The organism is Bacillus sp. FSL W8-1141, assembly GCF_038593205.1.
Lineage (GTDB): Bacteria > Bacillota > Bacilli > Bacillales > Bacillaceae > Bacillus > Bacillus altitudinis.
In genome coordinates, this window is the sequence record NZ_CP151973.1 from 99,590 (window position 1) to 114,325 (window position 14,736).

General features: G+C 45.1%; 9 protein-coding genes and 3 rRNA genes. All 12 read left to right on the top strand.

The window, feature by feature from the left end:
* Positions 1-109: 109 nt before the first annotated feature.
* The 12 genes from NSQ52_RS00555 (at position 110) to ispF (ending at position 14,681) form a co-directional block, all read left to right on the top strand.
* Positions 110-1,658, top strand: a 16S ribosomal RNA gene (locus tag NSQ52_RS00555).
* Positions 1,659-1,839: 181 nt separating this feature from the next.
* Positions 1,840-4,770, top strand: a 23S ribosomal RNA gene (locus NSQ52_RS00560).
* A 61-nt stretch (positions 4,771-4,831) separates the two neighbouring features.
* Positions 4,832-4,947, top strand: a 5S ribosomal RNA gene (gene rrf / locus NSQ52_RS00565).
* Together the 16S, 23S and 5S rRNA genes form the textbook arrangement of a ribosomal RNA operon.
* Positions 4,948-5,124: 177 nt before the next feature.
* Positions 5,125-5,589 carry a CtsR family transcriptional regulator gene (locus NSQ52_RS00570; protein ID WP_003217184.1) on the top strand — a complete coding sequence of 155 codons (465 nt, stop codon included), beginning with the start codon at positions 5,125-5,127 and terminating at the stop codon, positions 5,587-5,589.
* Positions 5,590-5,603: 14 nt separating this feature from the next.
* On the top strand, positions 5,604-6,161 hold the full coding sequence (locus NSQ52_RS00575; RefSeq protein ID WP_007496258.1) for a UvrB/UvrC motif-containing protein: 558 nt from the start codon (positions 5,604-5,606) through the stop codon (positions 6,159-6,161).
* 4 nt (positions 6,162-6,165) lie between these two features.
* Positions 6,166-7,257, top strand: a complete 1,092-nt coding sequence (locus tag NSQ52_RS00580) for a protein arginine kinase (protein WP_024718295.1) — start codon at positions 6,166-6,168, stop codon at positions 7,255-7,257.
* Positions 7,254-9,689, top strand: a complete 2,436-nt coding sequence (gene clpC / locus NSQ52_RS00585) for an ATP-dependent protease ATP-binding subunit ClpC (protein ID WP_007496263.1) — start codon at positions 7,254-7,256, stop codon at positions 9,687-9,689. Before NSQ52_RS00580 ends, clpC begins: the two co-directional genes overlap by 4 nt.
* Positions 9,690-9,782: 93 nt before the next feature.
* Positions 9,783-11,162, top strand: a complete 1,380-nt coding sequence (gene radA, locus NSQ52_RS00590; RefSeq protein WP_017359160.1) for a DNA repair protein RadA — start codon at positions 9,783-9,785, stop codon at positions 11,160-11,162.
* 2 nt (positions 11,163-11,164) lie between these two features.
* Entirely contained in the window at positions 11,165-12,244 is a 1,080-nt protein-coding gene (gene disA / locus NSQ52_RS00595) for a DNA integrity scanning diadenylate cyclase DisA (protein WP_007496267.1), read from the top strand.
* Positions 12,245-12,397: 153 nt separating this feature from the next.
* Positions 12,398-13,498 (top strand): PIN/TRAM domain-containing protein, encoded by a 1,101-nt coding sequence (locus tag NSQ52_RS00600; protein WP_047946821.1) that lies wholly within the window; start codon positions 12,398-12,400, stop codon positions 13,496-13,498.
* 13 nt (positions 13,499-13,511) lie between these two features.
* Positions 13,512-14,201 (top strand): 2-C-methyl-D-erythritol 4-phosphate cytidylyltransferase, encoded by a 690-nt coding sequence (ispD, locus tag NSQ52_RS00605; RefSeq protein ID WP_008345432.1) that lies wholly within the window; start codon positions 13,512-13,514, stop codon positions 14,199-14,201.
* A 3-nt stretch (positions 14,202-14,204) separates the two neighbouring features.
* Positions 14,205-14,681, top strand: coding sequence for a 2-C-methyl-D-erythritol 2,4-cyclodiphosphate synthase (gene ispF, locus NSQ52_RS00610; RefSeq protein ID WP_007496273.1), 477 nt, complete (start codon positions 14,205-14,207; stop codon positions 14,679-14,681).
* Positions 14,682-14,736: the final 55 nt, after the last annotated feature.

Below are 14,736 nucleotides of genomic sequence, written 5' to 3' on the forward strand. Positions count from 1 at the left end.
AAACAAGACAAAACGTACCTGTTAATTCGAGTTTTTATAAAAAAATCCTATGATACATCATAGGTAGTCAGTCAAACGCTGACGAAAAACAAAACTTCGGTTTTGTACTTTTTCGGAGAGTTTGATCCTGGCTCAGGACGAACGCTGGCGGCGTGCCTAATACATGCAAGTCGAGCGGACAGAAGGGAGCTTGCTCCCGGATGTTAGCGGCGGACGGGTGAGTAACACGTGGGTAACCTGCCTGTAAGACTGGGATAACTCCGGGAAACCGGAGCTAATACCGGATAGTTCCTTGAACCGCATGGTTCAAGGATGAAAGACGGTTTCGGCTGTCACTTACAGATGGACCCGCGGCGCATTAGCTAGTTGGTGAGGTAACGGCTCACCAAGGCGACGATGCGTAGCCGACCTGAGAGGGTGATCGGCCACACTGGGACTGAGACACGGCCCAGACTCCTACGGGAGGCAGCAGTAGGGAATCTTCCGCAATGGACGAAAGTCTGACGGAGCAACGCCGCGTGAGTGATGAAGGTTTTCGGATCGTAAAGCTCTGTTGTTAGGGAAGAACAAGTGCAAGAGTAACTGCTTGCACCTTGACGGTACCTAACCAGAAAGCCACGGCTAACTACGTGCCAGCAGCCGCGGTAATACGTAGGTGGCAAGCGTTGTCCGGAATTATTGGGCGTAAAGGGCTCGCAGGCGGTTTCTTAAGTCTGATGTGAAAGCCCCCGGCTCAACCGGGGAGGGTCATTGGAAACTGGGAAACTTGAGTGCAGAAGAGGAGAGTGGAATTCCACGTGTAGCGGTGAAATGCGTAGAGATGTGGAGGAACACCAGTGGCGAAGGCGACTCTCTGGTCTGTAACTGACGCTGAGGAGCGAAAGCGTGGGGAGCGAACAGGATTAGATACCCTGGTAGTCCACGCCGTAAACGATGAGTGCTAAGTGTTAGGGGGTTTCCGCCCCTTAGTGCTGCAGCTAACGCATTAAGCACTCCGCCTGGGGAGTACGGTCGCAAGACTGAAACTCAAAGGAATTGACGGGGGCCCGCACAAGCGGTGGAGCATGTGGTTTAATTCGAAGCAACGCGAAGAACCTTACCAGGTCTTGACATCCTCTGACAACCCTAGAGATAGGGCTTTCCCTTCGGGGACAGAGTGACAGGTGGTGCATGGTTGTCGTCAGCTCGTGTCGTGAGATGTTGGGTTAAGTCCCGCAACGAGCGCAACCCTTGATCTTAGTTGCCAGCATTCAGTTGGGCACTCTAAGGTGACTGCCGGTGACAAACCGGAGGAAGGTGGGGATGACGTCAAATCATCATGCCCCTTATGACCTGGGCTACACACGTGCTACAATGGACAGAACAAAGGGCTGCGAGACCGCAAGGTTTAGCCAATCCCACAAATCTGTTCTCAGTTCGGATCGCAGTCTGCAACTCGACTGCGTGAAGCTGGAATCGCTAGTAATCGCGGATCAGCATGCCGCGGTGAATACGTTCCCGGGCCTTGTACACACCGCCCGTCACACCACGAGAGTTTGCAACACCCGAAGTCGGTGAGGTAACCTTTATGGAGCCAGCCGCCGAAGGTGGGGCAGATGATTGGGGTGAAGTCGTAACAAGGTAGCCGTATCGGAAGGTGCGGCTGGATCACCTCCTTTCTAAGGATATATGGAGCAGTGTGCGTTTTCGTCTTGTTTAGTTTTGAAGGATCATTCCTTCAAACATGTCTCTAGCGAGACAGGATTGTTCTTTGAAAACTAGATAACAATAAGTAATACATTCACATTGAATGCAATGCAAAGTTCATCACACATAGTGATTCTTTCTAAAGTAAGAAATGGTTAAGTTAGAAAGGGCGCACGGTGGATGCCTTGGCACTAGGAGCCGATGAAGGACGGGACGAACACCGATATGCTTCGGGGAGCTGTAAGCAAGCTTTGATCCGGAGATTTCCGAATGGGGAAACCCACTGCTCGTAATGGAGTAGTATCCATACTTGAATACATAGAGTATGAGAAGGCATACCCGGGGAACTGAAACATCTAAGTACCCGGAGGAAGAGAAAGCAAATGCGATTCCCTGAGTAGCGGCGAGCGAAACGGGAACAGCCCAAACCAAGAGGCTTGCCTCTTGGGGTTGTAGGACACTCTATACGGAGTTACAAAGGAACGATATAAGCGAAGAGGTCTGGAAAGGCCCGCCAAAGAAGGTAACAGCCCTGTAACTGAAATGTTGTTCTCTCCAGAGTGGATCCTGAGTACGGCGGAACACGTGAAATTCCGTCGGAATCCGGGAGGACCATCTCCCAAGGCTAAATACTCCCTAGTGACCGATAGTGAACCAGTACCGTGAGGGAAAGGTGAAAAGCACCCCGGAAGGGGAGTGAAATAGATCCTGAAACCGTGTGCCTACAAGTAGTCAGAGCCCGTTAACGGGTGATGGCGTGCCTTTTGTAGAATGAACCGGCGAGTTACGATCCCGTGCAAGGTTAAGCAGAAGATGCGGAGCCGCAGCGAAAGCGAGTCTGAATAGGGCGCATGAGTACGTGGTCGTAGACCCGAAACCAGGTGATCTACCCATGTCCAGGGTGAAGTTCAGGTAACACTGAATGGAGGCCCGAACCCACGCACGTTGAAAAGTGCGGGGATGAGGTGTGGGTAGGGGTGAAATGCCAATCGAACCTGGAGATAGCTGGTTCTCTCCGAAATAGCTTTAGGGCTAGCCTCAAGGTAAGAGTCTCGGAGGTAGAGCACTGATTGGACTAGGGGCCCCTACCGGGTTACCGAATTCAGTCAAACTCCGAATGCCGATGACTTATCCTTGGGAGTCAGACTGCGAGTGATAAGATCCGTAGTCGAAAGGGAAACAGCCCAGACCGCCAGCTAAGGTCCCAAAGTATACGTTAAGTGGAAAAGGATGTGGAGTTGCTTAGACAACCAGGATGTTGGCTTAGAAGCAGCCACCATTTAAAGAGTGCGTAATAGCTCACTGGTCGAGTGACTCTGCGCCGAAAATGTACCGGGGCTAAACGTATCACCGAAGCTGCGGACTGTTCTTACGAACAGTGGTAGGAGAGCGTTCTAAGTGCAGTGAAGTCAGACCGGAAGGACTGGTGGAGCGCTTAGAAGTGAGAATGCCGGTATGAGTAGCGAAAGACGGGTGAGAATCCCGTCCACCGAATGCCTAAGGTTTCCTGAGGAAGGCTCGTCCGCTCAGGGTTAGTCGGGACCTAAGCCGAGGCCGAAAGGCGTAGGCGATGGACAACAGGTTGATATTCCTGTACCACCTCCTCACCATTTGAGCAATGGGGGGACGCAGGAGGATAGGGTAAGCGCGGTATTGGATATCCGCGTCCAAGCAGTTAGGCTGGGAAATAGGCAAATCCGTTTCCCGTGAAGGCTGAGCTGTGATGGCGAGCGAAATTTAGTAGCGAAGTTCCTGATTCCACACTGCCAAGAAAAGCCTCTAGCGAGGTGAGAGGTGCCCGTACCGCAAACCGACACAGGTAGGCGAGGAGAGAATCCTAAGGTGATCGAGAGAACTCTCGTTAAGGAACTCGGCAAAATGACCCCGTAACTTCGGGAGAAGGGGTGCTTCTTAGGGTGTTAAAGCCCCGAGAAGCCGCAGTGAATAGGCCCAGGCGACTGTTTAGCAAAAACACAGGTCTCTGCGAAGCCGTAAGGCGAAGTATAGGGGCTGACGCCTGCCCGGTGCTGGAAGGTTAAGAGGAGCGCTTAGCGTAAGCGAAGGTGCGAATTGAAGCCCCAGTAAACGGCGGCCGTAACTATAACGGTCCTAAGGTAGCGAAATTCCTTGTCGGGTAAGTTCCGACCCGCACGAAAGGCGCAACGATCTGGGCACTGTCTCAACGAGAGACTCGGTGAAATTATAGTACCTGTGAAGATGCAGGTTACCCGCGACAGGACGGAAAGACCCCGTGGAGCTTTACTGCAGCCTGATATTGAATGTTGGTACAGCTTGTACAGGATAGGTAGGAGCCTTGGAAACCGGAGCGCTAGCTTCGGTGGAGGCATCGGTGGGATACTACCCTGGCTGTATTGACCTTCTAACCCGCTGCCCTTATCGGGCAGGGAGACAGTGTCAGGTGGGCAGTTTGACTGGGGCGGTCGCCTCCTAAAATGTAACGGAGGCGCCCAAAGGTTCCCTCAGAATGGTTGGAAATCATTCGCAGAGTGTAAAGGCACAAGGGAGCTTGACTGCGAGACCTACAAGTCGAGCAGGGACGAAAGTCGGGCTTAGTGATCCGGTGGTTCCGCATGGAAGGGCCATCGCTCAACGGATAAAAGCTACCCCGGGGATAACAGGCTTATCTCCCCCAAGAGTCCACATCGACGGGGAGGTTTGGCACCTCGATGTCGGCTCATCGCATCCTGGGGCTGTAGTCGGTCCCAAGGGTTGGGCTGTTCGCCCATTAAAGCGGTACGCGAGCTGGGTTCAGAACGTCGTGAGACAGTTCGGTCCCTATCCGTCGCGGGCGCAGGAAATTTGAGAGGAGCTGTCCTTAGTACGAGAGGACCGGGATGGACGCACCGCTGGTGTACCAGTTGTTCTGCCAAGGGCATCGCTGGGTAGCTATGTGCGGACGGGATAAGTGCTGAAAGCATCTAAGCATGAAGCCCCCCTCAAGATGAGATTTCCCATTCCGCAAGGAAGTAAGATCCCTGAAAGATGATCAGGTTGATAGGTCTGAGGTGGAAGCGTGGTGACACGTGGAGCTGACAGATACTAATAGATCGAGGACTTAACCTATATTCTAATGTGAAAAATGAACATTGTTATCTAGTTTTGAGAGAACATTCTCTCCATCAGGTTTGGTGGCGATAGCGAAGAGGTCACACCCGTTCCCATACCGAACACGGAAGTTAAGCTCTTCAGCGCCGATGGTAGTTGGGGGTTTCCCCCTGTGAGAGTAGGACGCCGCCAAGCTTTTCAAAGGATCAGTTCCAATCGGAACTGGTCTTTTTTGTGTTTTTGGGACGTTTGGCACCAGATAAATGTGGAAATAATATTGTTAGTTGAGCGATTATCTTGAAAAATCGATCGAAAAAATTTATAGTAAGATTAAAGTCAAATATAGTCAAAGTCAATGGAGGAGGAGGCGGAGTGGCACAAAATATTTCTGATATCATCGAGCAGTATTTGAAGGAAGTCTTGGATCAGAATGGTCGAGAAATATTAGAAATTAAACGCAATGAAATTGCAGATAAGTTTCAATGCGTACCTTCACAAATTAACTATGTTATCAATACACGCTTTACGAGCGAAAGAGGTTATATCGTTGAAAGTAAGCGTGGCGGCGGTGGCTATATCCGTATCATTAAAGTCAAAATGAATGATGAAGTCGATTTATTGAACAACATTATTTCCCAAATATATCATCGTTTATCACAGGCTGCATCTGATCATATCATTATGCGTCTTGTTGAGAACAACATTTTATCCGAAAGAGAAGCAAAGATGATGATTAGTGTCATGGACCGTTCTGTTTTACACATTGATTTACCTGAACGAGATGAACTGCGGGCTCGGATGATGAAAGCGATGTTAAATGCTTTGAAATTAAAGTAAAGCGGGTGAAAAGATTGATTTGTCAAGAATGCAATGAGAGACCAGCCACTTTTCACTTTACGAAAGTAATAAATGGAGAAAAACAAGAAATGCACATATGTGAACAATGTGCAAAAGAAAACAGTGATTCATATGCTATGAGTGGAAACCAAGGTTTCTCGATTCACAACTTATTATCAGGCTTATTGAATATTGATCCTAGCTTTACCACAAGTGCGAATAAAGGATCATCTATTTTTCAAGAGGCAAGAGAAGTGGATCAATGTCCTAAGTGTGGCTTAACTTTTCAGCAATTCAGGAAAACAGGCCGTTTTGGCTGTGCAGAATGTTATCGAACCTTTGATCAGTATTTAAATCCTGTTTTAAGGAAAGTCCATAGTGGAAATACAGTCCATAATGGAAAAGTCCCTAAACGGATTGCCGGCAGTCTGCATGTTCGCCGGAAACTTGAGTTAATGCAGCAAGAACTGAAGCAGCTGATTGAACAGGAAGAGTTTGAAAAAGCAGCGGAAGTTCGAGATCAAATTCGTGCATTAGAGCATGAGCAATCTCAGCAGAGGGAGGGAGATTAACGACATGTCGCTCCAGCATTTTATTCAAGACGCATTAAGTCAATGGATGAAACAGAAAGGACCAGAAAGTGACATTGTTCTAAGCAGTCGTATTCGGCTGGCACGCAATCTAGAGCATGTTCGTTTCCCAACTCAGTTTTCTCAAGAGGAGGCTGAAGCTGTTCTTCAGCAATTCGAGCAAAAGTTTGCGAGCCAGGAAGTGAAGGACATTGGAAACTTTGTTCTGATTCGAATGAATGAAACGCAGCCTTTGGCTAAAAGGGTACTTGTTGAAAAGCATTTGATTAGCCCCAATTTAGCAGAATCAAGATTTGGCGGCTGTTTGCTTTCAGAAAATGAAGAAATCAGTGTCATGCTGAATGAGGAAGACCATATTCGTATTCAATGCTTGTTCCCAGGATTTCAGCTGGCTAATGCACTAAAAGCAGCTAACCAAATAGATGACTGGATTGAAGAGCAAGTGGATTATGCGTTTTCTGAAAAGCGAGGATACTTAACGAGCTGTCCGACCAATGTAGGTACAGGTATTAGGGCTTCAGTCATGATGCACTTACCAGCATTAGCCCTGACAAGACAAATGAATCGCATTATTCCTGCAATTAATCAATTAGGTCTTGTGGTCAGAGGAATTTATGGTGAGGGTAGCGAAGCAATAGGGAACATCTTTCAAATTTCAAATCAAATGACACTGGGTCAATCAGAAGAAGATATTGTAGATGACTTGAATAGTGTGACGGCGCAGCTCATTGAACAAGAGCGATCTGCACGTAAGGCATTATATCAGACGTCTAAAATTGAACTTGAAGACAGAGTGTACCGTTCCTTGGGAATTTTGGCTAATTGTCGCATGATTGAATCTAAGGAAACGGCTAAGTGTTTGTCAGATGTGCGACTTGGAATTGATTTAGGTATCATTAAGGGGCTTTCAAGTAATATACTGAATGAACTCATGATTTTGACACAGCCTGGCTTCCTTCAGCAATATTCAGGAGGAGCCTTGGAACCAAATGAAAGAGATATAAAACGAGCAGCAATTATCAGAGAAAGGCTGCGCTTAGAAATGCATAGGAATGGACAGGAGGATGAAACGATATGATGTTTGGAAGATTCACTGAAAGAGCTCAAAAGGTATTAGCACTTGCACAAGAAGAAGCCATTCGCCTAGGCCATAAGAACATCGGTACAGAGCATATTTTACTTGGTCTTGTACGTGAAGGTGAGGGCATCGCCGCAAAAGCATTAGAAGCACTGGGCCTTGTTTCAGATAAAATCCAAAAAGAAGTCGAGAGCTTGATTGGAAGAGGGCAAGAGGTGTCTCAAGCTATTCCTCATTACACACCTAGAGCGAAGAAGGTTACGGAGCTTTCTATGGATGAAGCGAGAAAGCTTGGTCATTCCTATGTAGGGACAGAACATATTCTTTTAGGTCTTATTCGTGAGGGAGAGGGTGTAGCTGCCCGTGTCTTAAATAACCTCGGAGTGAGCTTAAATAAAGCACGCCAGCAAGTATTGCAGCTTCTAGGCAGCAATGAAACGGGTGCATCTGCGGCAGGATCTAATAGCAATGCCAATACACCAACTTTAGATAGCTTGGCAAGAGACTTAACGGCTATTGCGAAAGAGGACAGCTTGGACCCTGTGATTGGCCGCAGCAAAGAAATTCAGCGTGTCATTGAGGTCCTAAGTAGAAGAACAAAGAATAACCCTGTCTTGATTGGGGAGCCTGGTGTTGGTAAAACAGCGATCGCAGAAGGCCTCGCACAGCAAATTATTCACAACGAAGTGCCTGAAATTCTGCGTGATAAACGAGTCATGACACTTGATATGGGAACCGTTGTAGCGGGAACGAAATATCGTGGTGAATTCGAGGATCGTTTGAAAAAAGTCATGGACGAAATCCGTCAGGCTGGAAATATCATTCTCTTCATTGATGAGCTTCATACACTGATTGGTGCAGGAGGAGCAGAGGGTGCGATTGATGCCTCTAATATTCTAAAACCATCTTTAGCACGTGGTGAGCTTCAATGTATCGGGGCAACAACGTTAGATGAGTACCGTAAATATATTGAAAAAGATGCTGCACTTGAACGTCGATTCCAGCCAATTCAAGTGGACCAGCCATCTGTTGATGAAAGTATTCAAATTTTAAGAGGGCTTAGAGACCGTTATGAAGCACATCACCGTGTGTCTATTACAGATGAAGCCATTGAGGCGGCGGTAAAGCTTTCTGATCGTTATATCTCTGATCGTTTCCTTCCAGATAAGGCGATCGACTTAATTGATGAGGCGGGTTCAAAAGTTCGCTTACGTTCTTTCACAACACCGCCTAATCTAAAGGAACTTGAGCAAAAGCTGGATGAAGTACGCAAGGAAAAGGATGCAGCTGTTCAAAGTCAAGAATTTGAAAAAGCCGCTTCTCTTCGTGATACGGAGCAACGTTTGCGTGAAAAGGTAGAAGTGACGAAGAAATCTTGGAAAGAAAAGCAGGGACAAGAGAATTCAGAGGTTTCTGTGGATGATATCGCAATGGTTGTTTCTAGCTGGACGGGAGTACCTGTTTCAAAAATTGCTCAAACAGAAACAGATAAGCTTCTAAACATGGAACAATTGCTCCACTCTCGCGTCATTGGACAGGATGAAGCAGTTGTTGCTGTTGCAAAAGCTGTAAGACGTGCCCGTGCTGGACTAAAAGATCCGAAACGTCCGATTGGCTCCTTTATTTTCTTAGGGCCAACAGGTGTTGGTAAGACTGAGCTTGCAAGAGCACTCGCCGAGTCTATCTTCGGTGATGAAGAAGCGATGATTCGTATTGATATGTCTGAGTACATGGAAAAACACTCGACTTCAAGACTTGTTGGATCACCTCCAGGCTATGTGGGCTATGATGAGGGCGGTCAGCTGACTGAAAAAGTGAGAAGAAAGCCGTATTCTGTCGTGCTTCTAGATGAGATTGAAAAGGCGCACCCTGATGTGTTTAACATCTTACTTCAAGTGTTAGAAGATGGTCGTCTCACTGATTCTAAAGGTCGTACTGTTGACTTTAGAAATACGATTTTGATTATGACTTCAAACGTTGGAGCTAGTGAGCTGAAGCGCAATAAATATGTTGGCTTTAACGTGCAGGATGAAAGTCAAAATTACAAAGATATGAAAGGCAAAGTAATGGGTGAGCTGAAACGTGCGTTTAGACCAGAGTTCATCAACCGTATTGATGAAATCATTGTCTTCCACTCACTCGAAAAGAAACATCTAAAAGAGATTGTGTCTCTCATGTCTGATCAATTGACAAAACGACTAAAAGAGCAGGACCTTTCAATTGAATTGACGGAAGCAGCAAAAGCCAAGATTGCCGACGAAGGTGTAGATCTTGAGTATGGTGCTCGTCCGTTAAGAAGAGCGATTCAAAAGCACGTCGAGGATCGACTTTCTGAGGAATTGCTGAAAGGCAATATTGAAAAGGGCCAACATATCGTATTAGATGTAGAAGATGGAGAAATTGTCGTAAAAGCAACGGCTGCTACGAACTAATATAGTAAGAAAAAAGTGTGAGGCATACCAGAAAGTTGGATGCCTCCCTTTACTTATTTTCTGACCAGTATAAGGAGTTGTATTCTTCAATCTATGGCTAAGTCAAAATCAAAATTTATATGCCAATCGTGCGGTTATGAGTCAGCCAAATGGATGGGGAAATGTCCCGGCTGCGGCACATGGAACAGTATGACAGAAGAGGTCGTTCGTAAAGAGCCGGCAAATCGTCGAAGTGCGTTTAATCATTCTGTTCAAACCATTCAAAAACCTTCACCTATATCTGCAATTGAAACATCCGAAGAACCCCGAATTAAAACGAATTTAGAAGAATTTAACCGAGTGTTAGGAAGTGGAATTGTCAAAGGTTCACTCGTTCTTATTGGCGGTGATCCTGGGATTGGGAAGTCCACACTATTATTACAAGTTTCAGCACAGCTATCAGATCAAAATCAGAATGTGTTATACATATCTGGTGAGGAATCAATCAAACAAACGAAGCTTAGGGCGGACCGTCTCGGTATTGAAAGTGCCTCTTTACATGTTTTGGCTGAAACCGATATGGAGTATATAACGTCTGCTATACAAGAGATGAAACCCGCTTTTGTTGTGGTCGATTCAATTCAAACCGTTTATCAAAGCGATATCACGTCAGCTCCTGGATCTGTTTCTCAGGTGAGGGAATGCACTGCCCAGCTGATGAAAATTGCCAAGACGAATGGTATTCCTATTTTTATCGTTGGTCACGTGACGAAGGAGGGCTCGATTGCTGGGCCGCGCCTTTTAGAGCATATGGTAGATACAGTTCTTTATTTTGAAGGGGAGCGCCATCATACGTTTCGTATTTTACGGGCAGTGAAAAACCGTTTTGGTTCAACGAATGAATTAGGAATTTTTGAAATGAGAGAGGAAGGGCTCACAGAGGTATTAAACCCATCAGAAATCTTCTTAGAAGAGCGGTCAGCAGGTGTATCTGGATCGTGTGTTGTTGCCTCAATGGAAGGAACAAGACCTGTTCTAGTGGAGATACAAGCACTTATTTCACCGACGAGCTTTGGGAATCCACGGAGAATGGCTACTGGCCTTGATCATAACCGAGTGTCATTGCTTATGGCCGTTTTAGAAAAACGGGTAGGGCTGCTACTGCAAAACCAAGATGCCTATTTAAAGGTCGCAGGTGGTGTGAAACTTGATGAACCAGCGATTGACTTGGCTATTGCCGTTAGTATTGCATCAAGCTTTAAAGATGCAGCGCCGCATCAAGCAGATTGCTTTATAGGAGAAGTGGGTCTGACGGGAGAAGTCAGAAGAGTATCAAGAATTGAACAGCGTGTGCAGGAAGCTGCTAAACTAGGATTTAAGCGAATGTTTATTCCTCAGGCGAATATAGATGGATGGAAAAAACCGAGAGGGATTGAGTTAGTCGGTGTAGAAAATGTAGCAGAGGCACTTCGTATTTCACTAGGGGGATCATAGAAATGGAAAAAGAGAAAAAAGGAGCGAGAGAAGTCGATCTCTTAGATATTGTCCAGTTTGTGGCACCGGGGACACCCCTGCGGGCAGGGATTGAAAACGTCCTAAGAGCCAATACTGGAGGGCTCATTGTTGTTGGTTATAATGATAAAGTGAAAAGTGTGGTAGATGGAGGATTTCATATTAATTCTGCTTTCTCCCCAGCACATTTATATGAATTGGCGAAGATGGATGGGGCGATTATTTTAAGTGACTCGGGTCAAAAAATCTTGTATGCGAATACACAGCTCATGCCGGATGCAACCATTCATTCATCAGAAACAGGCATGAGACACCGAACGGCTGAACGTGTAGCAAAGCAGACAGGTTGCTTAATCATTGCCATTTCTGAACGTCGGAACGTCATTACCTTATACCAAGGGAATCGACGATATACGCTGAAAGATATTGGTTTTATTTTGACGAAGGCCAACCAAGCGATACAAACACTTGAGAAATATAAAACCATTTTAGATCATGCCATTTCTGCGTTAAGCGCCTTAGAATTTGAAGAGCTTGTGACCTTTGGTGATGTATTATCCGTGCTACATCGTTATGAAATGGTACTTAGAATCAAAAATGAAATCAATATGTATATCAAAGAGCTTGGGACAGAAGGACACTTGATCCGTCTGCAAGTCAATGAGCTGATTACAGATATGGAGCAGGAAGCGGCGTTATTTATTAAAGATTACGTGAAAGAAAAGATCAAAGATCCATATGTGCTGCTGAAACAGCTCCAAGATATGTCGAGCTTTGAACTTTTAGATGACTCCATTTTGTACAAGTTACTTGGCTATCCAGCATCTACAAATATTGACGAATATGTGTACACTAGAGGATACAGATTACTTCATAAAATCCCTAGACTGCCTATGCCAATCGTTGAAAACGTGGTCGAAGCATTTGGTGTGCTAGATCGAATTATGGAAGCAGATGTACAAGATTTGGATGAAGTAGAAGGAATTGGAGAAGTAAGAGCGAAAAAGATAAAAAAAGGATTAAAAAGACTGCAAGAAAAACATTATATCGACCGTCAGCTATAAAAAGAGAAATTTTTCTTAAATACGGTTAAAAATGGATGAATATGGGTATATTAATGATGGTTTTGTTTTCTGTTCATGATGATAGGAAACTTAAGCATATATCAATGTCAGATGAAGGTGGATTGACAGATGAAAAATAAAGGAGGTGAAGGTATGTTAAAAAGAATCGTTCAGGCGTTTTTTATCATTTTCGGTGCAGTTGTAGGGATTTTTATCATTCCAGAGTTATTTCTGCTGTTAAATTTGAAGGACATACCTTTCATAACAAATGCTTACTCTTCAGCACTAATAGGAGCCGCTGTGTTCTTTATCATTGGTAAATGGTGCACAGGCTATGTGGTTAATTGGGTGAAATGGATCGAGGATTCTCTATTGAAGGCGCCTCTTCCTGATCTTATATCTGGAAGTTTCGGTTTAGTATTTGGACTTATTCTAGCATATCTTATTGTAAACGTGATCCCGCTAAACAATATCCCATATCATATTTTTGGTACCATTATTCCGATTTTCCTGGCTTTCTTTTTAGGATACCTTGGATTTCAGGTAGGGTTTAAGAAGAAGGATGAAATGATGGGGCTGTTCTCCCGATCTGCAAAGGTCACAAAGAAAAAAGGAGCAGCTGATGATGAACCTGAAATAGAAGATAAAAAGCTGAAAATTTTAGACACAAGTGTTATCATTGATGGAAGAATCGCAGATATTTGTCAAACTGGATTCCTAGAAGGTGTGATGGTCATTCCTCAATTTGTACTCGAGGAATTACAGCATATTGCAGACTCTTCTGATGTATTAAAGAGAAATAGAGGCCGAAGAGGTCTTGATATTTTAAATCGTATCCAAAAAGAACTGGATATTAAAGTTGAAATTTACGAAGGTGACTTTGAAGATATTCAAGAGGTTGACAGCAAGCTTGTGAAACTCGCTAAGTTAACTTCAGGTGTTGTTGTGACAAATGATTTTAATTTAAATAAAGTATGCGAACTTCAAAAAGTAGCAGTGTTAAACATCAATGATCTAGCCAATGCAGTCAAACCGGTTGTACTGCCTGGGGAAGAAATGAAGGTACAGGTCATCAAAGATGGGAAAGAGCATAACCAAGGTGTTGCTTACTTAGATGACGGTACGATGATTGTGGTCGAAGAAGGACGCAATTATATTGGAAAAGACATTGATGTGCTCGTCACGAGTGTGCTGCAAACTGCTGCTGGAAGAATGATTTTTGCGAAGCCAAAACTTCTGGAGAAGGCGCTCTAAAGGGAGAACGAACATGTATTATGAAGTAGTTATTCCGGCTGCGGGGCAGGGGAAGCGAATGAAGGCCGGCCGCAATAAACTTTTTATTGAATTGAAAAGAATGCCGGTCATCATCCACACACTGAAGGTGTTTGACGCTCATTCACAATGCAGACGCATGATCTTAGCGATCAATGAAGAAGAGCGTCGTGACTTTGAAAGGCTACTGAAGGTACACGCTTTTCAAACGCCTGTTTCACTTGTCACTGGCGGTGAAGAACGGCAGCAAAGTGTATATGAAGGATTGAAGGCTGTGCAAGATGCGGACATCGTGCTTGTTCATGATGGCGCAAGGCCTTTTATTAAGCATACACAGATTGACTTGCTCGTTAAAGCAGCGATTGAAAAAGGCTCCGCAGTCGTAGCGGTACCAGTGAAAGACACAATCAAACGCGTTCAAGAAGGCAAAGTGGAACAAACCATTGAACGTCAGAGCTTGTGGGCAGTCCAGACCCCACAAGCTTTTCGTCATTCTATTTTAAAAGAAGCGCATGAACATGCGGAGCGGACAGGCTTTCTTGGAACAGATGACGCCAGTCTTGTGGAACAATTACACGGTGAGAGTGTGTATATTGTCCAAGGAGACTATACCAATATTAAACTGACAACACCGGATGATTTATTGGTTGCCAAGGCAATTATGGATGCGGAAAGAGGGTACTAGAACATGTTTAGAATAGGACAAGGTTTTGATGTGCATCAATTAACAGAGGGAAGACCTCTTATTATTGGCGGTGTGACGATCCCTTATGAAAAGGGTCTACTTGGGCATTCAGATGCGGATGTACTGCTTCATACTGTGGCGGATGCCTGCCTAGGTGCGATTGCAGAAGGAGATATCGGCAGACATTTCCCAGACACGGATCCTGAGTTTAAAGATGCAGACTCTTTTAAATTACTTCAGCACGTGTGGGCACTTGTAAAAGAAAAAGGCTATACACTGGTGAATATCGATTGCACGATCATGGCGCAAAAGCCAAAGATGGCACCATACATTCAGCCAATGTGTGAGAAAATCGCAGAAGCCCTTGAGGCAGATGTCACACAGGTGAATGTCAAAGCAACAACAACAGAGAAACTTGGATTTACAGGAAGAGGCGAAGGAATTGCCTCTCAAGCAACCGTACTTCTTCAGAAAAAGTAAAATCCGTTTTGATGAGAATGGGTTTTGATGATAAAATACGTTTATAAAAAATTGG

Bases quoted from the DNA above. Each gene is read 5' to 3' on its own strand.
- NSQ52_RS00580 (WP_024718295.1), top strand. From the start codon at position 6,166: ATGTCGCTCCAGCATTTTATTCAAGACGCATTAAGTCAATGGATGAAA.
- clpC (WP_007496263.1), top strand. From the start codon at position 7,254: ATGATGTTTGGAAGATTCACTGAAAGAGCTCAAAAGGTATTAGCACTT.
- radA (WP_017359160.1), top strand. From the start codon at position 9,783: ATGGCTAAGTCAAAATCAAAATTTATATGCCAATCGTGCGGTTATGAG.
- disA (WP_007496267.1), top strand. From the start codon at position 11,165: ATGGAAAAAGAGAAAAAAGGAGCGAGAGAAGTCGATCTCTTAGATATT.
- NSQ52_RS00600 (WP_047946821.1), top strand. From the start codon at position 12,398: ATGTTAAAAAGAATCGTTCAGGCGTTTTTTATCATTTTCGGTGCAGTT.
- ispD (WP_008345432.1), top strand. From the start codon at position 13,512: ATGTATTATGAAGTAGTTATTCCGGCTGCGGGGCAGGGGAAGCGAATG.
- ispF (WP_007496273.1), top strand. From the start codon at position 14,205: ATGTTTAGAATAGGACAAGGTTTTGATGTGCATCAATTAACAGAGGGA.